15 protein-coding genes are annotated in these 25,908 nt (G+C 50.8%); 6 read left to right on the top strand and 9 right to left on the bottom strand.

Annotated features, from left to right (window positions below; genetic code table 11):
* The 3 genes from RIC19_RS02665 to RIC19_RS02655 form a co-directional block, all read right to left on the bottom strand.
* Window positions 1-1,803, bottom strand: coding sequence for a hypothetical protein (locus tag RIC19_RS02665; protein ID WP_350176562.1), 1,803 nt, complete (start codon window positions 1,801-1,803; stop codon window positions 1-3).
* Window positions 1,804-2,461: 658 nt separating this feature from the next.
* Window positions 2,462-3,349: a helix-turn-helix transcriptional regulator gene (locus tag RIC19_RS02660; RefSeq protein WP_350176560.1), complete on the bottom strand. Its 888-nt coding sequence runs from the start codon at window positions 3,347-3,349 to the stop codon at window positions 2,462-2,464.
* Between the two features lie 235 nt (window positions 3,350-3,584).
* Window positions 3,585-10,625, bottom strand: a complete 7,041-nt coding sequence (locus RIC19_RS02655) for an SdrD B-like domain-containing protein (protein WP_350176558.1) — start codon at window positions 10,623-10,625, stop codon at window positions 3,585-3,587.
* A 393-nt stretch (window positions 10,626-11,018) separates the two neighbouring features.
* Between RIC19_RS02655 and RIC19_RS02650 the strand changes: the two genes are divergently transcribed.
* On the top strand, window positions 11,019-11,465 hold the full coding sequence (locus RIC19_RS02650) for a TonB family protein (RefSeq protein ID WP_350176556.1): 447 nt from the start codon (window positions 11,019-11,021) through the stop codon (window positions 11,463-11,465).
* A gap of 4 nt (window positions 11,466-11,469) precedes the next feature.
* Here RIC19_RS02650 and RIC19_RS02645 read toward each other — a convergent pair whose 3' ends face one another.
* Window positions 11,470-12,549 carry a DUF6544 family protein gene (locus RIC19_RS02645; RefSeq protein ID WP_350176554.1) on the bottom strand — a complete coding sequence of 360 codons (1,080 nt, stop codon included), beginning with the start codon at window positions 12,547-12,549 and terminating at the stop codon, window positions 11,470-11,472.
* A gap of 394 nt (window positions 12,550-12,943) precedes the next feature.
* Here RIC19_RS02645 and RIC19_RS02640 point away from each other — a divergent pair, with 394 nt between their 5' ends.
* The 5 genes from RIC19_RS02640 to RIC19_RS02620 all read left to right on the top strand — a co-directional run bounded on the left by RIC19_RS02640 (window position 12,944) and on the right by RIC19_RS02620 (window position 20,353).
* The gene (locus RIC19_RS02640; protein ID WP_350176552.1) at window positions 12,944-14,023 is read left to right on the top strand and encodes a TIGR03032 family protein; all 1,080 of its coding nucleotides are present in this window, start codon (window positions 12,944-12,946) and stop codon (window positions 14,021-14,023) included.
* A gap of 33 nt (window positions 14,024-14,056) precedes the next feature.
* Complete coding sequence (locus tag RIC19_RS02635) at window positions 14,057-15,520, top strand: T9SS type A sorting domain-containing protein (RefSeq protein WP_350176550.1); 1,464 nt, start codon at window positions 14,057-14,059, stop codon at window positions 15,518-15,520.
* A 176-nt stretch (window positions 15,521-15,696) separates the two neighbouring features.
* Entirely contained in the window at window positions 15,697-16,785 is a 1,089-nt protein-coding gene (locus RIC19_RS02630) for an LSm family protein (RefSeq protein ID WP_350176548.1), read from the top strand.
* A 363-nt stretch (window positions 16,786-17,148) separates the two neighbouring features.
* Window positions 17,149-18,762: a family 16 glycosylhydrolase gene (locus RIC19_RS02625; RefSeq protein ID WP_350176546.1), complete on the top strand. Its 1,614-nt coding sequence runs from the start codon at window positions 17,149-17,151 to the stop codon at window positions 18,760-18,762.
* Between the two features lie 409 nt (window positions 18,763-19,171).
* Window positions 19,172-20,353, top strand: coding sequence for a serine hydrolase domain-containing protein (locus tag RIC19_RS02620; protein ID WP_350176544.1), 1,182 nt, complete (start codon window positions 19,172-19,174; stop codon window positions 20,351-20,353).
* Window positions 20,354-20,392: 39 nt separating this feature from the next.
* Here RIC19_RS02620 and RIC19_RS02615 read toward each other — a convergent pair whose 3' ends face one another.
* From RIC19_RS02615 to RIC19_RS02595, 5 genes are all read right to left on the bottom strand, one after another.
* The gene (locus RIC19_RS02615) at window positions 20,393-20,854 is read right to left on the bottom strand and encodes a DUF1572 domain-containing protein (RefSeq protein ID WP_350176542.1); all 462 of its coding nucleotides are present in this window, start codon (window positions 20,852-20,854) and stop codon (window positions 20,393-20,395) included.
* A gap of 70 nt (window positions 20,855-20,924) precedes the next feature.
* Window positions 20,925-23,312, bottom strand: coding sequence for a glycosyltransferase (locus tag RIC19_RS02610; protein WP_350176540.1), 2,388 nt, complete (start codon window positions 23,310-23,312; stop codon window positions 20,925-20,927).
* Between the two features lie 180 nt (window positions 23,313-23,492).
* Window positions 23,493-24,539 carry a glycoside hydrolase family 130 protein gene (locus RIC19_RS02605; protein WP_350176538.1) on the bottom strand — a complete coding sequence of 349 codons (1,047 nt, stop codon included), beginning with the start codon at window positions 24,537-24,539 and terminating at the stop codon, window positions 23,493-23,495.
* Between the two features lie 368 nt (window positions 24,540-24,907).
* Window positions 24,908-25,186, bottom strand: coding sequence for a hypothetical protein (locus tag RIC19_RS02600; RefSeq protein ID WP_350176536.1), 279 nt, complete (start codon window positions 25,184-25,186; stop codon window positions 24,908-24,910).
* A 94-nt stretch (window positions 25,187-25,280) separates the two neighbouring features.
* Window positions 25,281-25,625 carry a cupin domain-containing protein gene (locus RIC19_RS02595; protein WP_350176534.1) on the bottom strand — a complete coding sequence of 115 codons (345 nt, stop codon included), beginning with the start codon at window positions 25,623-25,625 and terminating at the stop codon, window positions 25,281-25,283.
* Between the last annotated feature and the right edge of the window lie 283 nt (window positions 25,626-25,908).

Below are 25,908 nucleotides of genomic sequence, written 5' to 3'. Positions count from 1 at the left end.
TTAATCATTGTTTTTTGAAGATGAAAGAATCCAGTTGAGCACATTGAGTGCGCTGATGACAGTATACTGGCGGATGAGCAGGAAATTCTTGTCGTTAAGATTCTCGAGTAACTCACCACTGATAGAGATGTTGTACTTCTTCATCAGTGATATCAATGCTTCTGTAAACTGCTCTAATGTTCGGGCTTTGTGCAACCGAATGATGTATTTCCGACCGCTTTTCGCATTGGTCTTTTGCTCATTGTCATCCTTTGGATGATCAAAATGGATGATGCCATTGCCTAGGCTTTTGCCAAGGTTGATGGCTCTTTGTTGTAATTGCTCATTCATGATTTTATGGTTTCCGAATTTTATAGCTTTTTCATAAAGAGATAAAAAGTCAAGAAGCTTTGTGTAATTCCTAAAGCCTACAGTTTCTTTAGCCAACAAAAGCTTATAGCATTTAAAAAAGAGGCGTTCTATATCATCTACTACACTTTTTCCTTTTAGCACTTTTCTCAAGACTTCTGACCTCGTCTGCCTTTCAGCCGCTACCCCTTTTGCGTAATCTTGTTTTTTTATTGTCTGAGTTTTTGGAGAGCTTAAGCGCAGGCTTTGCCATATAGTGCTGATCGTAACACCTGACTTCTCCAATGCAGAAATCAGTTGAATGACGAATTTGACATGATTATACTCTTCGTAGTAATTGGGACGAAGGGTAGAAGCAAATTTGTCTGCTCTGAAAGTAATAAGGGTGATAGGAACGTTTTCCAAGGGGTGGCTTGCGAATGGATCTGCGTACGTTCTTTCAGATTCCTGATTTTCGGCTTTTTTCCAAAAGTGCTTCCTGTGGAAGGTATAAAGCAGCATAAAAGCAATCTCAGATTCCCAAACTGCATCTCGTGTGGTTTCTATCTTCAAATCTTCAGCACCTTTCCGAGGCACCTTGAAATCGGCCATCCGAAAATTGATCCTGTAATTGATCTGGGCTAATTCGTCTTTGATTCTGTACATATCGGTCTCATGCAGATCATCAAGGTTCTGTAAGGTATTAGAGTTGAAAAAATTACAAATCAGGGTCTCATAGCTGTTTTGGTATGCATATAGGCATAAAGCAGGAGCAAAACGGATAAGGTACATTGCTTTCCAGCTAATTTTCTTTTCCGAGTTGTTCAAAAACGAATTGAAATTGGCTAACCCCGATACAAACGGCGAGACGTTCTTAGCCTCCACTAACGCCTTATAGCTTTCCCCTGTTACAGGGCATACCTGCGTTCCAGGCAAAAGATATTTCTCGTCTACATCAAGCCGCGTAATTTTGGTATAAGGCTCATTGAGATATACTTTGCTGAGTAACTTATGTCCCTTTCGTTCGTAGTATGCTTCTATCCGGCTTGCAATCTCTGGTCGTTCCTTTTTTAAGTTTTTAAATTTAGGGGCATTGTCTTTATGGCGCGTTACCCCTTGGGCATTATTTGTCAACAAGTGCGTCAGTCCATAAGTGTTCATTTTCGGGAAATGCTTAAAGCGGTCTTCCGTTTCGATATAGTAGATATTGGCATTTTCGTTCAATTGCTTTTCAGTTGGTGTGTCATAGACAGCCTCCCCCATAAAGTAGTATAAGTCCTCAAGGAGAGATAGCAGCTGATCGCAGTTGACTTCCAACTTTTTATCATCGAATGAATAAGAAAGTGAGGGAAAACGCTGAGGGTATTTCTGTTCAAATTTTTTGAGAAAACGATGCAGCGCTACTATCCCTATATTCACGAACAGGTTAGCTGTTTGCTGAAACGTGATCGATGTAATGGACGCTTTTTCTTTCATAGGTGATATTTATATCTGCAAAATTACAGCACCTCATTCCCAAATAACGGGAATGTTGCTTCTATGTGTTCTTCCGGTTTTCTTGCTCGTCAGCATTTTCCTTTTTGCCAGATGTAGACTCGATAAGAAATAGCTTTAAAAATTTGAATTTAAAACTGCTTAGCTTATCTGAATTTGAATAACTCCATATCAAATACAATACTATAACTAACCAAACTGTCAGCGCATAGGCTGCACTTTGGGCAAATAGGAAGCAAGAACAAATGCACAGTATCAAACTAGACCCTGTAATTGTCAAATAAAAGTGTGTTTTGTTCATTTTGATAATTATATCGCTCTACAACTTTTACAATAAATATATCCATAAAACAAAATTACACGTTTTGTATCGATAATGCAAGCCAATATGTTATCTTTGTGATGGACCAAGATTAATTTCACGTTCTAAATCTATTGATAATCAGTCTACTACAAGAAAGCTTGAAACTGGATTTATTTTTTGACTTTATCAACGTAATCCACTAAAACAAGGATTGTACCGTTAAAAACTATCCTCAAAAGGCTTTGCGCACCACCCGCGCATTGCCTTTTCTTTTTGCTCTGTTTTAGACTTGCCAGGAGCCAGGGAATGTCAGTTAGAAACCTGGCAAGCCAAGCTTCAATACTGCCATCCCTTCACCCGCTTCCGCAAATATTCCCTAAACGCCTCCGGCTGCACCACCTCAATCTCCCCCGGCAGGCCCAATACAAAACGGCCAATGCCCTTCCAGTTGCGTACCTGACCTTCGAAGAACACCCCGTCCCGCCGCCGTTTGATGTAGGGCCGGCTATGGGAGAATTCTTCCACCAGCAGGTGGTGCGCCAGATTGCTGAGCTTCAGTTTGACATCCATCCATTTGTCGCCGGTCAGGCCGAAGAGGTCGGTGGGGGAGGCTACCCGTTGCGGCTGCACTTTTTGGTCCAGGAAGTGGATATCCGTGATGCGGGCAATTTTAAACTGGCTCTGCCGGTCTTTGTCCAGGTCCCAGCCTATCAGGTAGCGGTAGTCGCTCGTCAACTCGAGGGGTTCTACACGGCGATCGCTTACTGTGTCACTCGAAAGTGATTGATAATTCTTCAATGCTATACAGGAACCGGTCTCAATGCCCGTCCGGATAAGTTGCAAAATACGGCTCGCATGTAGCTGTGGGAGCGCATCCGCTATGGGGATCATGCTGAGGTTCAGGTTGAACTTATGCAAAATCGCCTGCGCCTCAGGAGTATCGCTCGCCGTTTGCTGCAGATGATCTTGCAAGAAGAATAATTCATCCGGCTCCAGTACACTTTTGCCTCCTTTCTCGAACTGAAACTGTAAAAACTTTCGATCATAAGCATCCGTCTCCACGGGGTACCCAAGATCCTCCAGCAGGTCAAGATGCCGATAAAGAGTGGATTCTGAAGTATTTAAAAGCTGTGCTAGCTGACGCGCGCTCCGGCGTGGGGTACTATTGAGCAAACGGATCAATTTGAAGACCCGATAGACTGCCGTTTCAGTGGTTTTATTCATTCAGAGCAGGGCTTTAGTTACCATTTTACCCAGTTCTTTCAGCTATTGACAGAATGGGCGCGAAAGTTATTACGGAAACAATATAAAACAATGTCCCCAAAAAACCAATCCCTCCAATAAAAAACGCCCCTCACTCCCAAAGAGCAAGAGGCGTTTCCTACGCCCTCCAACCTACACCATTGGGCCAAAAGCCCAGCCCCCCTAAACCCTACCCCCTAAACCCTAAACCCCCACTCTACTCCTTCACAAACCGCAGCAGCTCCCACTTCGTCTGCCCATCCCGCAGCCGCACAAAGTATGGACCAGCCGGCAGCCCGGACAAGTCCAGGTCCAGTTGTGTATCGTTGGTTTGGATATACTGCCGTTGCAGGATTTGACCCTGCGCATTAAACAGCTCCAGCACATCGCCTCTGCCAAAGGGCTCCGCCAGGGAGACCGTAACCTGATGGGTGGCCGGATTGGGGAATAGCACGACTTCGTCCAGCAGGGCGACTAAGGCTACTTCGGAATACAGCAGCCCGCCGTCCGGAGTCTGTATTTCCAGCTGATAGCGGTGTACGCCGGGACCGGGGTCGTCATGCAGGTGCTTGTAGTAGCACTGCGCACCGAGGTAGCCCGTGGGCGCATCGTACCAGGCAATGGGGCGGAAGGTATCATCACCGGGCGCCAGATGCAGCACCGTGTAGGTATAGCCGGGCTGCAGCTCTTCCAGCATCCAGTCGACTTTCACGCAGCTCACGCCCTGTATGTCCAGTTCATTGGCACTGAGGGGCAGCGGGGCACCGCAGTAAAACGGGCTCTGTGTGGCTGTGATGCGGCGGGTTTGCGTCGCGGTACAGCCATTGGTGGTGACGGACAGGGTGACGTTGAAGCGGCCGTGGGAATAGGGCGCGGACAGCGTCACTTCCGGGCCCGTAGCTGAGGACGGAGCGAGGCCAAGCCCCATCGTCCATTCGTACAGAGCGCCCGGCCCGGCATCGGCAGCCGTGAAGGTAGCGGGTTCGCCTACACAAAGGACTTCCGGGGCCGTCATTTCGGCTACAGACTCGTTGCCCACTTCTATCGTTACGATGTTGCTTTCCAGGTATACCGTGCAGTTTTCACGGCGGATACAGCGGGCAAAGTAGGTGGTTTCCGACAGCGGGCCGGGGGCGTAGACGGGGCTGTTGGAATTCGGGATTTGCGCCCAGGTCTGCAGGTTGAAGGGGCCCGCCAGGATACTGCGCATCCAAAGGTACTCAAGCGCCCCGCTGCCGCCTTCCGGGCCGCTAAGGCTTACCATTGGCTCCGGGGTATTGCCAGGGCCGCAGAGGTACTGATCCGGGCCGATCTGACCGGGGTCGGTGACATTATCGCAAATGGAGAAAAAGCCGGCATCAATAGAGAGGTCTGCCATGCCTTCCTCAATCACGTACACCCCTGTCACCCGGCCATCGGGCAGCACATCACTGTCCAACTGCGGGTCTTGCCCCTGAAGGGGCATCGTGACTTCTAGTCCATTGGTGGGAATAAAACGGACCCGGTATGCACCCGGAGCTACAATGAAGTGGTAGTAGCCCGCGCCGTCCGTCACGGTGGTGTCTACGGGCAGGAAGGTATTGCCTTCCGCTCGTTCCAGTATGACTTGTACGCCGGGCAGACCGCTTTCTCCGGCATCCTGTAGCCCGTTCTGATTGGCATCCAGCCAGACAAAATCGCCCAGCTCGGCGAAAGCAGCGGATACCGTGAGGGTAAAGGAACAGCTCGCCGTACAGCCGGCAACATCGGTAAAGGTATAGGTGACCACATGGGCTCCGGTACCGGCTGCCAAAGGATCAAATACGCCGTTGCTAAGGCCGGGGCCACTGTAGATGCCTCCTGCCGGTGCGCCTCCGCTCAGTTCGAACGCATCATCACTGAGCGATACTTCCTGATCCGGTGGACAGGTGACGGCGGGAAGGCCGTTAACGGAGATTTCAATACTACAACTGCTGGTGCAGCCACTGCTATTGGTATAGGTGTAAGTCAGCACATGTACGCCCATACCTGCCTCAGACGGGTCAAATACGCCGTTCTCCACGCCGGGGCCGGTGTAGGTGCCGCCAACAGGCAGACTGCCCGTCAGGACGAAAGGCGTGCCGTCTACACAAACCGCAGGTAAGTCCGGGCAGTCCAATTCGGGCAGGGTATCCACCGCTATGGTAAAGGTGCAAGCTGCACTGCAACCGCTGCTATCGCTGAGGGTATAAGTCAGGCTATGTAAGCCGGAGTCGGACAAGACCGGGTCGAAAATGCCGTTCGCCACGCCGGGGCCGGTGTAGGTGCCGCCTTCCGGCAATGCGCCCGACAGGGCAAAGGCCGGTACATCAATGCATACGGTTGAGGAGGGCGGACAGGTTACTTCTGGCAGGGCTGCTACCTCTATGTCGAACGTACAACTGCTTTGACAACCTAATCCGTCTGTGTAGGTGTAGACGATCGGGTGTATGCCTGCGCCCGCCAAAGCGGGGTCGAAGGTGGCACCTGTCACGCCTGCCCCTTCATAAACACCGCCTGCGGGAGTGGCTCCTGTCAGGGGTATGGGGCTGGCATCGAGGCAAACAGAAAAGTCAGCCGGGCAGGCTACCGCAGTGGGGGCGCTCAGCGGCAGGAAGAGCACCGCGGTATCACAACCGCAGCTGGGCGTAGCTTCCAGCCACAGCCCGGTAGCTCCTGCGCAAAGCTCGCCGTCCAAATCTATGGGCAGCAGGCTCCCGATTGGCGCCAGACCGTCGAGCACTACGCTACTAATCGGCATACCGGAAGGCTGCCCGTTAGCACCCGTACAGTACACTTGCAGCGTCACCTCTTCATCTGCTGCCTGCCCGGTACCGCTGACCAGCAGGCTGCCTTCTAACTGGAAGGTGCTATCTGCCCCAACGCACAAGCTCGTCCCCGTAAAGGTGTAGACGGGCTTTTGAATGGTGAGCGCTACGGTATCCTGCCCGGTGGCTACTTCGAGCTCGGTCAGGCAGGGCAAGCCGTTGCAGGTAAGCGGATCGCGGGTGATCAGGTTGCGGAACAGCGCGACTGCGGGGGTTGCACAGGCAGCGCCTGCCTCTTCCACCTCAAAGCTAAATGCGATTTCGGTGCCGGCGAGAAGGGCTTCGGGAAGGGCAAAGCGGATTTCGGCCTGCCCATCGGCATTAAGCTGAATACCCGCAAACACCGGGCAACTGCCAGCATCCGGGCTTTCGCAAATCAGGCTGCCGGGCACGTACCCAATACCGGGGGGCACCACCAATACGGAAGTATCTCTACCGGTAGTCTCGCCGTCCATCAGACTGAAAGCTGCACTGACCCGGACCGTACTGCCGCATCCTTCAAGGGCACCATTTGCGGTGACCTCTGGCGAAGTACTGTAGGGCGCATCCGCTCCTACTACGTTGATAGGGTTGGAAGCGACCAATATTTCCGAACCGATAGCGGGGTCGCTACAGGGGCTGAAGCCACGGGCCCGGTAAAAAGCCACCGTTTTCAGCGGATCAAAACCACAGCCGGTTTCAATTTCAAAAACGAGCCGCATCTGCCGGTTGGCAAAGTTGGGGTTGGTGAAAGTGCCCGGCAGGCTGTCGCCAACGACCCGGGAGTGGGCCGTCAGGTCAAATGTAACGGTATCTCCGTTGATGATGCCCGGCAGGGACTCAAAGACGATACTGCCATCGTTGGGATAGCCTGCGCTCATGGAATTCACCTCCACGCCCGGTGGCAGGATGACATCGAGGACAGGGTTGAGCAGGTCGGCCTGCTGTGCGCTGTTGACCAGCACCTCAATGGTATCGGTACCGCAGAGCTCCAATGGCTCGGAGGGGCTGGGCTGATCTGTGATCTGAAGCTGCACTTCGGCGAGCTGTGGGTTGATGTAAGCCACCAGGGTATCCAGAAAACAAGACTCCACGGGGTTTTCCAGGCTGGGGTAGCCTTCGCAATTCCAACCGTAGACGACGAGGATGCTATCGGGCTGACAGCTCGTCTGGCTCACACAGATCTCAATTTGCTCAGTGGTATTGCTGGCGTGCTGCCCCAGTTGATAGATGCCCGCTCCATCCAGGCTAATGGAGCTGCCCCCGGTCTCACGTATACTTTCCACGGCTACCAAGCCATCTTCGCTGATGACCTCCAGCCAGGTGTAAGGTACGTTGAAGCCACTGCCCACGCCGGTATTGGCAACCGACAAGGTGTAGCAGTTCTCTTCGGTAAAAGCATTATTGACGAGAGGGTTGAGCACATAGCTGAACTGCCCAATAGGGGTATAACTGAGCAGCCTGGTGCGGTCGAGGCTGAACAAGGCACCACAGGAAGGGTCTTCGTATTGTACTCTTGCGGACCCGTAAACGGCACCCTGCTCTGAGGCACAGGAGGGCTGCCAGAAAGACTTCAGAATCTCGTCCCGCGCCTGCTCTTCCCATAATGGAATGGGGCCGCCCCGGTCGCTGTATAAGTTCCGAATATCAAAGTAGAGGCTGTCGGCGTCTTCGGCGAAAGGCTCAACATCAATGGTAAAGACGGCCGGGCTGCGCCGGTACTGCAACCGCCGGAAGGTGTAGCCGGGAATCTTCGCCAGAGCAAAAGTATCAAATGCAAAAACCGGCCGGAATTCATTGGGGAAGAAGTCGATATCGTCATTGATCACACAACCCCGCTGCGTGCGGGTGAAGACCTCCCAGGTCAGCTCCTCACAGCCGGTGAAGCTGCCAGTACCGCCAGAGGCAAAACTGACCGCTGCCGAGACCAGCTGTACCCGGTCGATGGTGACACCGCAGCCATCGCGGGTCTGAAAATCGTTGTTTGACAGGTCGAAGGCGTTGCGGATGTCCTGGTTGTCTACACAGTAGGCCGTGACCGGACTGAACCCCTCCACAGCATAATCGTAAAAATCGCCCTGCGCGAGCACCGGATCGAAGTAATAGTAGGTCTCTATGAAAACACTGTCACCTGGTGCGTACACGAATGTTTCCGGGAAGGTGGGGTCAAGCTCGTGCAGATAGGCTGCCGAAAGGTTGTAGTCAAACAGCGTATCCCCCTGTACATTGGCTACCGGGACATCGTCCACTTCTCCGATCAGGGCCCCGTTATTAAACACCCTGACTTTGGCGCCCAGGGATTTGAAGTAAGGGAAAAGCATGGCCTGCCGGAAGCGCCCCTGCGCCCAGGGCCCGTTCGGCCCGCTGAGTACACCGAGCCCGGCGGTAGTCCGCATGGTATCACAGGGCGCTGCCCGGTCGAGGCGGGCGAGTGCCCTATCAGCAGGTGCATTGTTCTGCCAAACCCGCTCGTTGCCTGGATCCGAGAAACCGACATTAATCCGCTCGGTCGCGCTGTAGGTGACCGTCCCGCCGCCGCCGTCACACCCGCCGCCGGGGCAGAAAAGCAGGACCGGAAAACTGCTGCAGCTGATGCCCAGATAGCAGGCGGCTTCACAACCCGTACCAACCGTTTGGTACAGCACAACGGGCATTTCTACCAGCCCGGCACCCCCACAGCTCCATGCCAGGTCCAGGCAGAACTCCACCGCTCCCCCGGTATAATCCGATTGCTGAATGATCAGGCTTGGCCGGCCGGTGCCCAGCCCGATCAATTCGAAAGGCAGGGGGGCGCCGCTAACATCAAGTACCTGTGCATCACCGGTGAGCTGCAGGTCAAAATCAGCAGGCATGCTCAGCTCTACCGCATAGGTGTTATCCCCGCTTACATTGGGGTAGCCATCCAGCGAAGGGTACTGAAAGCAGTAGGTGGCCGTTTGGCCGTCGAAGATGGTGGCCGGCCCGGAGATGATGGTCGGTGTGGTGCCTAGGCGCGCATTGGCAAAGTCGTGGCTGGCCAGCTCCATACGGGGGATATTGCCACAGGCATCCCGCACCTGGAATCGAGCAATAGGCGTAGGCCAGCTGAGGTTGGTATTGCAGGACTCCCGGCAGCAGTACACGTAGTCGCCCCGAATCTCCAGGCGGTCGCCGGGGTGAAGGGTGAAATTGAAATAGCGGGCTGCACTGACCTCTCCTTTGGGAAGGCCTGCCAGGCAGAAGTTCACCGCTCCAAACACCTCATCGGGCGAGCGGGAGATGTCCGCTCCATTGAGCGTCAATTGGATGGAAGCGGTATCAATGGAAGCACTGTTGGCCGCGTAATCACCAAATACCGGAATACTGGTGCTCCCCTCAAAGCCCAGCTGAAAGCCGAACTGAGCCGTGGTCGCGCCGGTATTCTCAATAAAAAAGCCGAACTGATCGGGCGTCGACCCATCGAGGCAGGCCGGCAGGTTGCGGTCGAACAGCTTACCGGTGACGATAGAAGGCTGGGGCACAATCACCGCCACAGACCCCGTAGCCGGAATGCTGCGCTGGCAAATGTCCGCTCCACAGCCCCAATAGGCATGGTGGGCCACCCGGTTGAGGCCCTGTGTACAGGTTTGCACTTCAAAGCGTTCCTCAAAGTCGATCTGCTCCCCGTTGGAAAAACGGGCATCGCCTCCAAAAATACCGGGCTGCAAGCTTGCACTCAACTCATAAAACAGCGTATCACCACTACTGGCCGAGGGGACGAGGGGGCTCCCGCCAAACCACAGGGCATAGTCCTGCACGTCGCCCAGCACCACGTAGTAGGTTAATGCATCCACAAAACCCAGCCCGCCCTGGGTCAGCCGTACCGGCCGGTTGATCGTCTGCGGCACATCACTGATGATGGTATCCTGGCTGTTGGGCCCATTGGGGTACTGATGGCTCAGGGAAGCAAACAGCAAATTGTAGGTGTTGAGGTTGGGGTTGTTTTCTATGACGATACCGGCGGCAGTTTGCACCATCACCGTATCCTTGAACAAACCACCGTTGACGGCAAAGGCGCGGGCTTCGCACCCACCGGAGCGGATGATGGAAAAATCGACAATATCGTTGGCGGAAACATCCGCAGGGGTCACCGAAAACTGCGGCGCTCCCGGATCAGAGAGGTCGCTCTCCTCAATACTCAGGTTGCCCCCAAGCGCGCTAAGACTACCGGCTTCATACTGCAGCCCCGGAGGTAAATTGATGGTAACAACCGGCACGTCTGCGCTATTGGAGGTAAACCGGAGCCGTACCCGGAGTGCTCCGGGGGCATTGCAGGCCACGACATCTTCGGCTTGCGCCGGATATGTTACTGCCACCTGAGCCATACCTGTTGACAGAACGCCCAGTAGAGACAAACTCAGGAATAGGGCCTGAAGGGTAAGCTTTGTAAAGTGGATCGGCTCAATAGAAACGGATAGTGCATACCGTTTTTTCATAAAACTTGTTTTTAGTGCTTATTTGTTTTTTGCGCTGTGCTGCTTTTCCAACACAAATGCTGCGGTGCCTACTGCATCTATAAAGCAGGGGCACCAAAAAAGGGGGCTTGATCGGCAGGATTGATGGATTTGGGTGCTGGATTGGGAGGAGTTTGTGTTTTTCCAGCCTTGCAAAGGTACATGAATCTGGCGTTTATAGCAAGGAGATTATCCTAAATCGGATTTTTCTAATTTCCACAACACCGTTTACACTTACCCTGTGCCTGCATACATCGTAACGAGTTGGGCGCCTTCCAATGAGCACAGGCTGCAATGAGCAAAAAAAACAGCACTTACGGGTAACCTTTCCGGATGTGGCAAAATAAAGAAGCAAACAATAAAACATAACCCATTATGAAAACGATTTGCATTGCCATCTTCACCTGCTGCCTGTTTACTTTCGCCAACGCACAATACACGGCTCACCTGACTTTAGAAGAGGTCGCCGCAGTGCAAACCCCCAAGGCAGAGCGTAGCTTGAGCGCGAAAATCGCCAAGCGGAATGCCCTCATCCAAACCCATAACCGACAAGCACAGCAAACGCTTATGCAGTACCTTGCTGATGCCATCACCTATCCGGAAAAATTACGGACCATCATGAAAGAAGGCCGGGTTGTAGTTGTCATCTCCGTCGATCAGCAGGGGCACATCAGTCAATACCGTATCACTCAGAGCCCCGACCCTGCTTTTGATGCAGAAGTGGTAAGGGTCATGAACGAAGCGCCAGCGTTGATAGACAACAGACAGGCGTACGTTGGTGCCCGCAGGATGATCATCCCGATTGATTTCTCCATGCGCTAGTGTTTTAGGGGTTGTACACGACCTCCCTGATCTTAAACTTCCCATATACGAAGGGGCCATCCGGATAATGCCAGATGGCCTCTCCGTATTTTGCCAGTTGTGCATTGCCCATTTTACCGTATGCACTGAGGGGCGTCGAAAACCGGTATTTCTGCATGGCGTTGATGTCATAGCGGTCGTCAGACTCAAAATTGATCAGTTGCCCTTCCCTGTTAAAAAAGAGCGTAGCTTCTATAGTCGTCCCTTTGTGGGTAAAAGCAGCCCGCACCGTGTTGCTGTCCACCGGAGTCCATTTAATCCGCTGATCAATCAATGCCGCCGGAGCCATAATGCACATATCATTGAAAAAAGTGACGGTCTCCGCCTCAAACATCTCCGGGCCACTCGCATGCACGATGGGCAGGACCGATAGTAACCGGACATCCATGCTGGCCTGATTCTCTTTGTAGAGGTGATACCCCTGCGCGGGAATGCCTTTTACTTTTGCCTTTAGAAAAAACAACCGCTGACTGGTATCGAAGAAGTTGTGCTGTTCAGCCGTCATCGTCATCCAATCCTGGCCTTTATTGCGCATTTCCACCTCAAAATCAGCCCGGAAGCTATGCACTTTGGGTTGATTGACTACCCCCGAGTACCGAATGTATCGTTGTACAGGGCCGGGTAGATGCTGTAAATCAGCTTCTGTGAGCAGCTCTTGCGTGTGGTGCTCCATACTTTCCAGCCCCGATTGAACATCAGCTTTGTAAACTTGCTCGAAGCGCCAGGCCTGCCAGCTCAAAAAGGCAAAACCCAGAATGATAAGATTGGCGATGGTCCCAAATTTCGCATCCGTCCAATTCAAAATGATCAGGCCCTGGGAGAGCAGGACTGCCGCAAGCGCCACTCCAAACCAAGCCGGGGTATTGAACAGGTAAAACAGCAGTACGCCACCGAACAGGGCCGCGGCTATTAACCACAGTACACCCTGCGTTTTGGAAATCGGTTGAGTCAGCTGTTCAAACTGATAGATATTAAAAGCTTTCAAAAAGCCGAAGAGGTGGATGAGCCCGTGTACCAATAATAAAAAGACCAACAGGATTCGCATATCGACTGATTTTAGAAAGGAAAGATACCGTTGCAGCCATCGTTTTGCATTGATCTTTATCATGAGAAAACGGTTTCCGGCATGAAAAAAATCAGGGGCAAGCCGCCAATTTACTTAGCTGCATGTGAGTAAGAGATGCTGGAGTTTTGCTTTTGGAGCAAACTAGCCTAATTTTGTTCTGATCGAGGCGTGACCGAAGAGCAGGACAAAATTTGGCAAGAGCAGCCCGAAGGGTAAAATCCCAACAAGCTCTAAGCAGCGAATTAGGATTAGTACTCGTATACCATAAGGATAAAAATCACCTTTGCCAGCCGTAAACCCCGAAAGGGCGCAAGCATATCTGGCATAAAAATGGGCACTTCGCCGCACAGCGAAGATACCCGCCACTGTAACTATGAATAAACCGGCACCACCCAACCCGCCTGCCCCGTTCAGCTGTACGTATACCCCTAATGTACCGGAGCTGCTGCAGCAACTTCGATGCACCATTGCCCTGAGCACCTATCAGGCAGGTAAGGTCGTGCTGCTTAGCTCAGTGGACGGCGAGCGCCTTATACAGCTGCCACGCAGTTTTAAGAAGCCGATGGGCATAGCGCTGAAGGGGCCACAAATGGCTATTGCCACCCAAGACGAAGTACATCTGCTCACCAATTCGCCGGGGCTCGCAGCCCACTACCCTTCCAAGCCTGGAACGTACGATGCCCTCTTCATGCCCCGAGCGACCTTTTATACCGGCCAAATTGACATTCACGACCTGGAATGGGGAGACGACGGTCTGTATGCAGTCAATACCTCCTTCTCCTGCATCTGCAAAATCGACGAGCATTTTAGCTTTACGCCTGTATGGAAGCCCTCTTTTGTCAGCCAACTGTCGCACGAAGACCGCTGCCACCTGAATGGGATGGCTATGCAAAATGGGCACCCCCGCTACGCCACCGCTTTCAATCAGGGGGATACCAGACAGAGCTGGAGGGAAAATATTACAAAAACCGGCGTGGTCATCGATATCGAAAGTGGAGAAGCCCTCCTCGAAGGGCTGGCCATGCCCCACTCGCCAAGGCTCTATGACGGACAGCTCTACGTCCTGCTTTCTGCCACCGGCGAGCTGATCAGGGTAGCTCCCGAAGATGGCAGCTACGACGTAGTAGCCCGGCTCAACAGTTTCGTGCGCGGCCTGGGGCGCTGCGGGGACTATGCCTTCATCGGGCTTTCCCGCCTGCGCGCCAATTCCAGCACCTTTGCCAAACTGCCTATGGAGCATCAGGCCCGGCAAGCAGGCATTGCAATTGTACACCTGCCCACCGGAGCCACAGTTGGACAAATCCGCTATCAGACTTCCGTAGATGAAATCTATGACATCCTTATATTGCCCGGGTTGCAACGCCCCAACCTGCTCAATACCGAACAGGAAGCGCACAAACTTGGGCTTTCTATTCCTGAAAAAACGTACTGGGCCAGACCCGAGACGGAATAATTTTCTAAACTCAAGGCTTGAAAATTAAAAGTAATGAAGTACCAACCTTTACCAATTGCAGCGACCTACCGGAGATTTATAGCGCTCAATCAGAAGCTGAAGCGCTTGCTGGCCAGCGGGCGGTTCCAACTCCTGAGCAAACCTAAACAGCAGGCACTACTGCTCCGCCTCCGGCAGTTGTTCCGGCGCCTGAGCCAGGTGGTCCCAATACAGCGCCTCCGGCAGGGCATAGCTGTATCTGCTATTGTAATTGCTGGCGGAAAGGCAAATGCCCAGCAGTTTGCAGCCCCTGAACAAAACCCGTTTGCCCTGGGGTTGGAACAAAATGATAATGAGCTGTTCCCTTTGCCACAATTGGTGGATATCGATGGAGACGGGGACTTTGACCTTCTGCACCGGTCTACTTTTGATGAAAGTACTAACTACGGTACGACGGTTTTCTTTCAGGAGAATGTGGGTACGCCAGACGAAGCTGTTTTCAGTGAGCTGGTAGCCAGCCCATTTGGCTTAGGCGAACTCGGGGACGCTACCATTCTGACCTTCGGCGACCTGGATGGCGATGGGGATTTGGATATGCTGACCGGGCAGTACGATGCCAGTTACGACGCTACCTATTTTGCCTATTACGAAAATACCGGAACGCCAACTGCGCCTGCATTTGGTCCGGCCGTATTAAACCCTTTTGGCCTTATCCTTGAGGATGGGACAGATTCCACCGCACCCCAACTAGCTGACCTGGATAATGATGGTGATCTGGACCTCCTCGTTGGCACTTACTTTTACAATACAGAATTGACGGCAACCGTTTATTTCCCAAACATTGGAACAGCGGAGGCTCCGGCATTCGGCCCGCCTCAGGTTAACCCCTTTGGACTGCAGCTCCCCCTGGAAAGTTACTTGTTTCTGCCAGCCCTTGCCGACTTTGACAATGATGGCGACCTTGATATCGTAAGTGGCGGATCTTACCAGTACGAAGGGGACATGTACCTGCCTTTTCTGGACTACTATGAGAATACGGGCACGGCGCAAGCGCCCAGTTTTGCTCCTCCCCAGCGCAATGCTTTCGGCTTGCAATCTGATTTAAACAGCCTTGTTGTTATTCCCGCTGCAGCTGACCTGGATGCCGATGGAGATGTGGATGTACTCACCTCCGGATTGGCTTACGAAGAAGGAAGCGGTTACGGCAAAGTCATCTTCGAATATTTTGAGAACACGGCCGTCATCAATACGGTGGATTTCACGGAGGCCGAAAACCAACTGCAACTATTCCCTACCGTAGCCACCGATGCCGTTCAATGGCGGGTGGGTTCGGATATCCGCCCGGAGCAGCTTTGGATCACCCTCTTCGACCTCGCTGGCCGGCCTCTGATTCAGCAGGCCCTACAAGGCGAAGCCGGCACCCTGTCAGTATCGGATTTACCCGCCGGCCTCTACCACGCCCGCCTGACGGATGAGCAGGGGCTGCTGCTGGGGGCGGGAAGCATTGTGAAACCTTAGAGCGTGTTGTGGAGTTTTACTGGATCGGGATACTGCTTTGGGCACTGGGCTATATGCAGCGTACCCAAAAGGGAAAAGCAGTGGCAGAAAAGGAAACCTAAACGGGGCTTTACTCATCCAACAATGTGACTTTCTCCTTCAAAAGCGCTAACTTACGGATCTAAACCTTTACCGCTATGAAGCACATTGCATGGCTGTTCCTCTCTATTTGTGCGCTGAGCCAAACCACCTCCCTTTCCGCACAAGACACGCTGATCACCACGTCTAACGATACCCTGCTGGTACGCATTGAAGGGCTTGAAAAAGATAAACTCTTCTACCGCACCTTTGAGGACAGCAGCCAAAAACAGCACGTCAGCCTGACTCAGGTGGCCCGGGTACTTTATCAGGATAAACAGCAGAACCAGGACTTTTCCAACTCAGGCGAAACAACCCTGTTTAACCCAGCGGATACCTCCCGCCTTACGCTGGTCACCACCATTGATGGGAATGAGTATGTTGGGAAAATTTTAGAACAGACAACGGGCACCATCAAGCTCGAAACAGCAGTCCTGGGCATCATCTCCATCCCACGGCAAAACATCAAAAGCATTCAGCCCGTTTCCGGCAACCTGTCGTTCAACAATGGGGAAATCTGGCGCTCCAACCCACAGTCCACCCGTTACCTTTGGTCGCCCAATGGCTTTGGGCTAAAGCCCGGCGAAGGCTATTACCAGAACATCCTGATCCTGTTCAATCAGGTCAGCGTTGGGGTCACCGATCATTTTTCCATGAGCCTGGGCACCGTGCCCTTATTCCTCTTCGCTGGGGCCCCTACCCCGGTGTGGATTGTCCCCAAATTCAGCATCCCCGTGAAAAAGGATAAATTCAATATTGGAGGTGGCGCCCTCATCGGGACGGTCCTGGGTGATACCGGAACAGACAATAATGGGTTTGGGATCGCTTTCGGTGTAGGTACTATTGGCAACCGGGACCGAAACCTGACCCTCGGCCTTGGGTACGGGTACGCTGGCCAGGGCTGGGCGAATGCCCCAACGATTACCATCAGTGGGATGTACCGTATCGGGGAAAAAGGGTACCTGATCACGGAAAATGTTATTGTGGGTACGGCTACGAATAGCCCTATCGGGTTTTTATCCTTCGGAGGCCGTACGGTCTGGCCAAAAGTAGCACTCGACTATGGTGGATATATCCCTGCCAATACCGGAGATGGTAATCTTTTTGTCATTCCCTGGCTGGGCTTGTCTGTTCTTTTCGGGCAATAAACCAGCAATGCTAAATGTAGCATCGGGAAGAATATAGCGAGCCTCCCCTTTGTTTTCGGGGGATTAACATAGCAAAGCCGAACTTAGAGCGTGTTGGGAGGAGCAATTCTGCTGATAATCAAAGTGTTGTGAATCCCGCAAGGATACGGGACGTCATGGAAAAACACTTATTTGACCCCGCAATGCTGTGGGGCAGGCTTCGCCAAACGCGCATTTTCCCATTTAGCCATCACCACATCCCTTTGATTATCAACTATCGTTTGCTCCAAACATGCTCTCAGAATAGCGAAGCTAGCGCTCACCCTACCCGGTTGGTAGAATATAAATTATCCTTATCTTCGGTGAGCATCCAAAACTATAACTATGATCCGCACCTTACCTTCTCTGATTGCACTCTTCGTCCTCTCTTGCTCCCTCCACGCCCAAACCCTACAGGATGGCTTCGAGGGGAATGGCAACATTACGAACTGGGCGGGAGATGACTGCCAGATCGATACCAGCTTTCCCAACCCATTCCCACAGGGCAGCAATAGTTCTGCCACTGTGCTGTCGTATGTAGACTTCGGCGGGCTTTATGCCAATGTCCGGTTTGACGTAGACCCTGCTTTTGACCTCTCCGTCGAGCATACCTTTTCTCTGAAAATTTACGTCCCTTCCAGCGGGCTGACCGGCAATCAGCCCAATCAGGTGTCCCTGAAACTGCAAAACCGCAACCTGGACGCGCCATGGTCTACCCAAAGCGAAATCATCAAGCCCATTGAGACCGATCAATGGCAAACCGTGACCTTTGATTTTGCCAGCGACAACTACATCAACCTTTCTCCTGACTCGCCGCCGCCCACGCAGCGCACCGACTTCAACCGGGTCCTGATACAAGTCAATGGTGAGGACAACACCGATCAGGTAACCGCCTATATTGATGAGGTCACCTTCGAAGGCACCCTTCCTCCCGCCCCGGTTTTTAATCAACTGATCTGGTCTGACGAATTTGATGAAAATGGCGCAGTTGACGACGATAAGTGGTTTCATCAAACCCTGCTGCCGCAGGGCGACAGCTGGTTTAACGGAGAAATACAGCACTATACCGACCGTATTGAGAATGCCCGGGTGGAAGATGGTGTTCTCAAAATTGAAGCCCGCCGGGAAAACTTCACCGATCAGGGGCATACCAAGCAGTTTACCTCAACCCGGTTGAATTCCAAATTTGCGTTCCAATATGGGCGGGTGGAAATCCGTGCCAAGCTACCCACTGGCCCCGGCACCTGGCCTGCCCTTTGGCTGCTCGGCAAAAACATAAATGAAGACGGCGGCTACTGGGACAACGAAGGCTACGGTACCACGCCCTGGCCCGCCTGCGGAGAAATTGATATCATGGAGCATTGGGGCACCGACCAAAACCATGTCACCAGCGCTACGCATACCCCCTCCAGCTTCGGCAACACGGTAAACGTAGGCGGCCAGACGATTGCTACCGTCTCCACCGACTTCCACGTCTACTCCCTGGAGTGGACGGCTGAAAAGCTCGTCTTCGCTGTAGATGATGTGGTGCACCTGACTTACAACCCGGCTGAGAAAAATGCAGACACCTGGCCCTTCGACGCCGAAATGTACTTCCTATTCAATGTCGCTATTTTACCCAGCATCAGCCCGAACTTCAGCAGCAGTGCTATGGAGGTCGACTATGTGCGGGTGTACCAGGAGGGGCCGGTGAGCACTACCTCTGCAGCGGCTCCGCAGGTCCGTTTCTTCCCCAACCCGGTTGAAGAAGCGCTCACAATTGAGCTGGATGAAGTAGGGAATAACCCCGTAAACGTACGCCTGTTCGACAGCAGTGGCAGGGCCGTGAACGCCTCTACCCAAACGGCGAACCAGGGGACTTTTACGCTACGGGGACTGGACCGCCTTACGCCTGGCACCTATCAGGTACAGCTCCAATGGGGCCGGCAGCAGCACACTTTTAGTTTTGTGAAGCGGTAGGGCACTCCGGTAGTGCCTGGTCAAGTTTGAAGCGGAGGTTGAGCGCCTGCGTGAGGGCTTCCTGGTGGGGTGAGCTATTTCCCCCTCCGGCAGACTTTAGCGGCCTCCTTGCAAAACCGAAAGCTGGCAGCAGCGCTCTGCGATTTTTGAGTACATTTACGGCAAAACACTACCTTCTATGTCTAAGAGCTTATTGGGATTTCACACTTCGGACTGCTCACGCCAAATTTTATCCCGCTCTTCGTTGTTCTTTGGTCACGTAGCTAAGGCAGTGTTATTCAAAAACAGGCCCCTTTAATCCCATTCTTGAATGTACCACGCCTTAATCAGAACAAAATTTGGCTGCGTTTGCTCCAAAAGCAAAACCCCAACAAGCTCTAACACGCTCCGGCTTTTTTGTCTTGTATCCTTGGTATTCCTGGCTTCCGGTTGCCACATCGGCCGGTTTTTCCTCTGGAACTTTGCCGATGTCAACGACTATAAAAAATTCCCCTCCACCTCTATTGAAGCCCCCGAAGCCCCCTTTACTTTCCACTATGCCCCGGATAGTATTCAGCAAAAGCTGGCCGAAACCCAGCTGACGGCAGATGACGAGGCGTACACACTCCCGGGGTACGTAGGAGAATATGGCAAGTCACTGGCCTTCCTCATCATCCGCAACGACACTATTCTCTACGAAACGTATTTCGATGGTTATGCCGCAGAGGGCCCGCCCCACCCTTCTTTTTCGGTCGCCAAGTCCTTTGTCTCGGCACTAGTGGGTTTTGCGGTGCAGGAAGGGGCGATTGAAAGCGTAGACGATCCGGTGACCCGGTACTTGCCGGAACTGACAGCACGTGACCCCCGCTTCAACCGCCTGACTATTGAGCACTTGCTCGATATGCGCAGCGGGCTGGACTACAACGAGAACAGCTACTTCAACCCTTTTGCGCCAGTAGCCCGCGACTACTATGGCCGTCAACTGGAAAAGTACACCCTGGAGCGCTCTGAATTCGCTGCTGAGCCAGACACCTACCGGGAGTACCAGAGCGTCAATACGCAATTGCTGGGCCTGATTGTGGAGCGGGCGACCGGAAAAACACTGCCGGCCTACCTGGAAGAGAAAATCTGGCTGCCACTCGGTATGGAGTTCCCGGCCAGCTGGAGCTACGACAGCAAAAAAAGCAAGACCACCAAGGCCTTCTGCTGCCTGAACGCGCAGGCTCGCGACTATGCAAAGTTTGGGCGCTTGTACCTCAACGGTGGGCAATGGCAGGGTAAGCAGCTGCTGAATGCCGAGTGGGTGAAACGCAGCACACAGCCTGAGTACGATAACAATTGCTATCAGTATCAGTGGTACAGCAGCACCTATTGGGCCTATGCGCCCGATTCTACCGCTGCAGCCGCGGCCGCTCCCGAAGGTATTGGGGTAACGCCCTACAAAGACGGGCAGTACGCCTTCAAAAAATGCGGGCCGGACTTCATGGCTATTGGTATTCTCGGGCAGTACATTTACGTGCACCCGGAGAAAAACTTGATTATGGTGCGCCTGGGCAAGGATGACAAAGTGGGTTACCGGCAATTGTTCCGGGCACTGAGCCAGAAACTCTGAAAACCGGCGGGGCACTTCCTGTGATAAAAATGCCCAGCTCTAAGCAAGCCACTTTTTCAGGAGTACGATCTGCCCGAGGTGGTAATGCAGGTGCTCAATGATCCCATTGAGGTTACTGAAGTGGTTCCCGTACTTTGGATCTGCGAAGTCGGCCCACAGGGTAGCCTCAGGCAACTTGCCGGTAAGTGCGATCAGGCGCTCAGCGTCCACCCAAATCCCATCGAGCAGGACCTGCCAGTCTGCCTCAGATTGAATATCGGGAGTTTCCCAACTGTGTTTATCCCGGGCTTGCAGCGGGCCCCCTTCCAGCACATTAGCGATGTGCGGTAGGTAATAAGTGGCGTGGTAGACCAACTGTGCAATGGTATTGAAGCCGGCTACTTTTGTAGTAGCCATTTTCCAGTCCACGTCCGCAAGCTGATCTTTGTAGTTCGAGTCAGACCAGTTACCCCCGAAGAGGACGCCGCGAAAGTGCCTGGCAAGAGAAGAAGGTAAGGACATAAGTAACCGTATTGATCTACGCTAAGGTAGCGTAAATAGCCTGCCAAGCCAAAATTGGTGAATCCTGGCCTTAGTGAGCTAAGTACCTACGTCGCAGGGAAGCCGGGCTTTCCGTTTTAGGCACACGTTCCGAACTTGCGTTGCGGTCCTGATCAAAAGCACTAACTTTTTCTAAAGTCAGTCTTGCCATCAGGTAACTAAGCGTGGATTCAGCGCCCTGATTGAGGTTGATACTGTCTTCCTCTACCCCATCGTAGCAACCTCCTGTACCTGGATTGTAGACGATACGGTTCAAGTGGTTGTTGCCTAAAAACCAATCAAAAGCAATTCTGGCTTTTTGTTTGTACTCGTCCTTTTTGAATACTAAGTAAAATTGCGCTAATGCCATAATCGTGTAGGCTACGTCTATTGGCTGCTCTCCGCCTACTACGTTTTTAGCACTTTCGCCTTTAATATGCCATCCCTTGTTTGATACTACTTTTATGCTGTTGCCGACGAATATTTTTGACAACAGAAACTCGAAACTTTCTATTGCGGTTTCTTTATAATCCTCGTTACTGATGCGGAGGTATGCACAGAGCAATGCTTCAGGCAACAGGCTATTCCCATAAGTTAAATAGTTTTCAAACCAGTGCCAATCGGTTGTGCTTTCGTGCTTATACATTTGCACCATTCGGTAAGCGAATAGTTGTATCAAAAAAAGATTTTCGTCTTTGTTCTGATAGTACAAGCCTTTAATCATAAAAGCCATTGCCCGGGTAGAGTGTATTTTATCTACGTGGGGCAGCACTTTTTGCAATATGCTTTCAGCTTCATTGGACAAATGAATGGGTAATATCTCTTTCAGAGAAATGACGTAACCCAAAGCCCAGATCGCTCTGCCATGACTGTCTTCTAAATTTTCTGAGAAGTTTTGGCGGGTAAATTTCTTTTCGACATTTACATAATTCAAAAACGAACCCTCATCCTGCAAGCAATATGCTATAAATTGAAGATAGGTGTCTATTAACTCCAGGTCATGTTCGTTTTGAAACAATTCATAATGCTGACACATAGCAATCAAAGCCCTGGCATTATCATCTAAAGTATAACCCGAATTCCTATCCGGGATAGAAATTTTGGCAAACTGTATCATCCCAAAATCCGTGGTCATCCTTTTCAAATGGTCGAGATGGATAGCAGGAACTTTATAATTTAACTGGAACGCATTTCCTGTCAACGCTTCAAAAAGTAAAGCATGAGCTATGGCAGAGTTTTGCCAGGCCGTTGACGCCATTTCGTGGAAGCTATTGGACGAAATTTCTGCTCTCCATTTTTCATCATCCAGCAATGCGACAATAGCGGTAGCCAATTGAGCGGGGTTCTCAAAATCAACAATTATTCCATTGTCATCACCCAATACTTCTTTTGTATGAGGAATAGGTGTGGAAATGACAGGGCAGCCCGAGCTGATAGCATACGAAAACGTGCCACTTACAGCCTGATTACTGTCTTTGGAGGTAAATAAATAAACATCGGTAACCTGAAGGTATTCCAGCAGTGTAGGTAGTTGCAAATATTTATTTACAAACCTTACGTGCCCCTCAATATGTAATGCCCTTACTTTTTCTTCCAGCATTTGCCGGTATTGTTCCCCTTCTTGCTTTACAAGGGACGGGTGTGTTTTCCCCAATACTAAAAACAACACTTCCGGATGCATTTTGACCACCGCAGGTAAGGCATCCAAGGTCGTTTCGATACTTTTACCTGGCCCCAGCAAACCAAAAGTAGCAAGTACTTTTCGGTCAGATAGCTGATAGTGCGCTTTTACTTTTTCCCGATCTAATGGTGGGACCAAATGCGTACCGTGCGGGATGATCGCAATTTTACAGGTCGCAACCCCATACTCTTTTTCCAGAATAGCAGCAGCACTTTTAGTCATTACGATTATCGAAGCAGCAGCTGCTGCCATAGCTTGCACTTTCGCTCTCAATGCATCGTTTGGGTTGGGCAATACCGTATGAAAAACAAACACAACAGGTTTGGAAATACGGTTGAAAAAGTATTTGAATTCTTTTTCTTTCTCGGCATAAAAACCAAACTCATGCTGTATTACAACGAGCTTGATGTTGTCGTCCGTATTTATTTTGGATGCTACTTTTACAAAAGCGTTTTGCTGATCGGTATTTAAAATAAACTTGGGTGACTGCTCGTATGTATGTTGCTCTGTATCCGATTCCAATGCACAAATAGAACAAGCAAAAGTGTTTTCAAATTGATTGTTCAAAGCATCTATTAAATCCTGCGAATAAGTAGCTATACCGCATTGCCTTGGCGGAAAAGAAGTAACAAAAAGCACCTCGGGGAGGTTCTTTCGTGATTCAGTCGGCGCTTTACGATCAACCGATAAAAGTGGCGTTGTCGTATTCCGAAGAACAAATCCGGGTCCTGAACCGTATGAGGCACTCTCCGTTGTCATAGTATCTGGTTTTTAGAGCGTGTTGGGACTTTTGTCTTCTAGTCGAAAACTAACAATTTTTTGATTAGACGAGGCACGAAAACCGGAGTTTAGCCTTAGCTAAATAGCCTGTCCCGCAGTTTGCGGGAAGGATTTTCGGGACGAAGTATAAGCAAAAAAGTGTAGTTTGCAGACCGATTATTAAAGTCCCAACACGCTCTTATTTAATGCCAATTCCCTCAATAGCTCTTTTAGAGATACTGAAGCCACTGCGATGCGTTCGTCAGCTGCGCCATAATAAATATAGAGCGTATCGTTTTCCAGCAAGGCACCCGTAGGGAAGCAAACATTATTAACCTCTCCTTTTAGCTCCCATTGTTTTTCGGGAAAAAACAGCGCATAAGGCAGGCGTGCAATTTCTTTTTGCGGATTTTTCAAGTCGAGTAAAGCCGCACAGGCAGAATATACGTAGCCTTTTACCGTATCGTGCACACCATGATAGATAATCAGCCACCCCTCGGCCGTTTCAATAGGAGGACAACCACTACCAATATAACTTACCTCGTGATCGTACCTGGGTGCCAGAACAACATATTTGTCAAAATTTAAAAAATAATCCCGCCAAAAATCAATAGTTAAATCTTCCAATTTATCTACAAATACTACAATTTGAATATCTGGCTTAATGCGGTGTAAAAAGCAGTACTTATTATTAATCTTTCTGGGAAAAAAAACCAGATTTTTATCCCATAAAAGGATTTTCCGATCTTGCTTTTCGTGGCTTCTTTGGTAGTCATTGAACCGAATGTACTTTTTTTGCATTGTCCCTTCCGACTCAATAAGATGCCTAAACTCCTCGTACGTTATTTCCGGCACAATAACCCCATGCTTTTCCCAATGCACCAAATCAGTGGAAGTCGCCAACGCCCCCAATGCATTAATGCCATCATAAGCCGTATAGGTAAGGTAATACGTACCGTCAATTTCTACAATCCGGGGGTCTTCCAGCCCCTGAATCTCGTATGCTGCTTGTGGAAACAAAACAGGCGCCTCACCACGGCTTTGCACCACTGTCGGTGCTGATAATTGACAATAACCTATGGTAGAAAAGTTGCCTTTGGCAACCGCTCTGTAAAACAAATGAATGGCATCGCCCACTTTTATCACAGCAGGATTAAGGACACCTTCGCTTTCAAAGCTATTGTCCGTTTTATAAAGTATAATGCCTAGCTTATTTACTTGGAGCATTGTATTGCTTTTAGCGCATCCATTGAAATGGTTTCGTCCTGAAAACAAGCCTACCCGCAGGGTAAGACCAGGCAGGCATGGCGCTCCCCATGTTTCCTGTGGCGCATTTGACAAGCCACAAGAAGCAAGTTTGAGCTATTCAATAGCTGATTTTTAATCAAAAACGCTGAAAATGATTAGAGTTTATTAAGGTAAGTTTTGTACAGGGTATGGATGAGTATTTTTTGCCAGATCAAGACCTGTCCCGCCAAAATAGCGGGAGAACGCCCGGAACCTCGTAGCCTAAGCTACGAAGGTGAGGACGAGATGCAGAGCTGGTGAAAAAGACCATTCAGAGACATACAAAATTTGCGTTAATAAACTCTATTTTAAGTAATCAATTTTTCACCGCCATTTTTCTTAAGCTTTTTCAATGCTTTCATGGCTTTTTTCTCCTTAGCTGTTTTGGCAGGAGCTGTTTTGTCTGATTTCTTTTTACCATCTTTTTGCTTTGACATTTTTTTTGTTTTTAAAGGTTTTTGAATTACGAGCCAGTGCTTTGTCAAGTATGAAAAGCTGAGTGTCCATAGATAAGCAGAAGTAGTATTTCCCCTTGGCTGGATATAACATGCAACTTCTCCGAAGTCGATCTCAGGTGGTGTTGCCAAGGTTACAAAGGTTTGACTTCTCCGAGTCTTGCAGCCTATGCGGTCTGCACTGCCCGTTGTTCCATACTTGACAGGCGGACTAGTGCCGGCGGCATTAGTCTTCGTATCCACTTTTAATTACGGTAGTAATCATTTTAAACCGCTCATTGGCAGAAAAACTATGCTTGGCATGTGCAGGAATGATGATGCCTTCGCCCAGCTTTAAGGAAATAGTTTTATCATCAATAATCATTTCTGCAGCCCCATCAATGATCTGCACATACGTATCAAATGCGATTGTTTTTGCACCCACTTCTTCACCAATAGCCATTGAGGTAGCGGTGACATTCCCCGTAGTCTTTTTGATAATAGTTCTACTGACTACGGCATCGGGCACATACTCAATAATTTCGATAACAATATGTGGTTTTGATTTCTCTACAGATTGGTCGTGATCCATGCTTCGATTATTAGACGCCTGTTTGACGTGGTTTCTTAATTAGAGAATCAAGCCCTTGTGCCTGCCCGCGAGGTGCAGCTGAGCAGGCAGGGTGCTAACGGTGTTTCTGAAGGTGCCTTTGGCAGGTCAAAGAGGCAGCCTGTAAGTGTATGTTTGGAGCAAACGAGAGTTGATAATCAAAGAGTTGTGGTTATGACTAAATGAAAAAATGCGCGTTTGGCGGGTCAAATAAGTATTTTTTCATGACGTCACTGTTCACAAGGCTTTGGTTATCAGCCGAAGT

Origin of the sequence: Phaeodactylibacter sp., assembly GCF_040219495.1 — a bacterium.
GTDB lineage: Bacteria > Bacteroidota > Bacteroidia > Chitinophagales > Saprospiraceae > Phaeodactylibacter.
This window is presented reverse-complemented; position numbering and strand designations above follow the sequence as displayed.

Coding starts and splice junctions, on each gene's coding strand:
- RIC19_RS02665 (WP_350176562.1), bottom strand. CDS start 1,803: ATGAAAGAAAAAGCGTCCATTACATCGATCACGTTTCAGCAAACAGCT.
- RIC19_RS02660 (WP_350176560.1), bottom strand. CDS start 3,349: ATGAATAAAACCACTGAAACGGCAGTCTATCGGGTCTTCAAATTGATC.
- RIC19_RS02655 (WP_350176558.1), bottom strand. CDS start 10,625: ATGAAAAAACGGTATGCACTATCCGTTTCTATTGAGCCGATCCACTTT.
- RIC19_RS02650 (WP_350176556.1), top strand. CDS start 11,019: ATGAAAACGATTTGCATTGCCATCTTCACCTGCTGCCTGTTTACTTTC.
- RIC19_RS02645 (WP_350176554.1), bottom strand. CDS start 12,549: ATGCGAATCCTGTTGGTCTTTTTATTATTGGTACACGGGCTCATCCAC.
- RIC19_RS02640 (WP_350176552.1), top strand. CDS start 12,944: ATGAATAAACCGGCACCACCCAACCCGCCTGCCCCGTTCAGCTGTACG.
- RIC19_RS02635 (WP_350176550.1), top strand. CDS start 14,057: ATGAAGTACCAACCTTTACCAATTGCAGCGACCTACCGGAGATTTATA.
- RIC19_RS02630 (WP_350176548.1), top strand. CDS start 15,697: ATGAAGCACATTGCATGGCTGTTCCTCTCTATTTGTGCGCTGAGCCAA.
- RIC19_RS02625 (WP_350176546.1), top strand. CDS start 17,149: ATGATCCGCACCTTACCTTCTCTGATTGCACTCTTCGTCCTCTCTTGC.
- RIC19_RS02615 (WP_350176542.1), bottom strand. CDS start 20,854: ATGTCCTTACCTTCTTCTCTTGCCAGGCACTTTCGCGGCGTCCTCTTC.
- RIC19_RS02610 (WP_350176540.1), bottom strand. CDS start 23,312: ATGACAACGGAGAGTGCCTCATACGGTTCAGGACCCGGATTTGTTCTT.
- RIC19_RS02605 (WP_350176538.1), bottom strand. CDS start 24,539: ATGCTCCAAGTAAATAAGCTAGGCATTATACTTTATAAAACGGACAAT.
- RIC19_RS02595 (WP_350176534.1), bottom strand. CDS start 25,625: ATGGATCACGACCAATCTGTAGAGAAATCAAAACCACATATTGTTATC.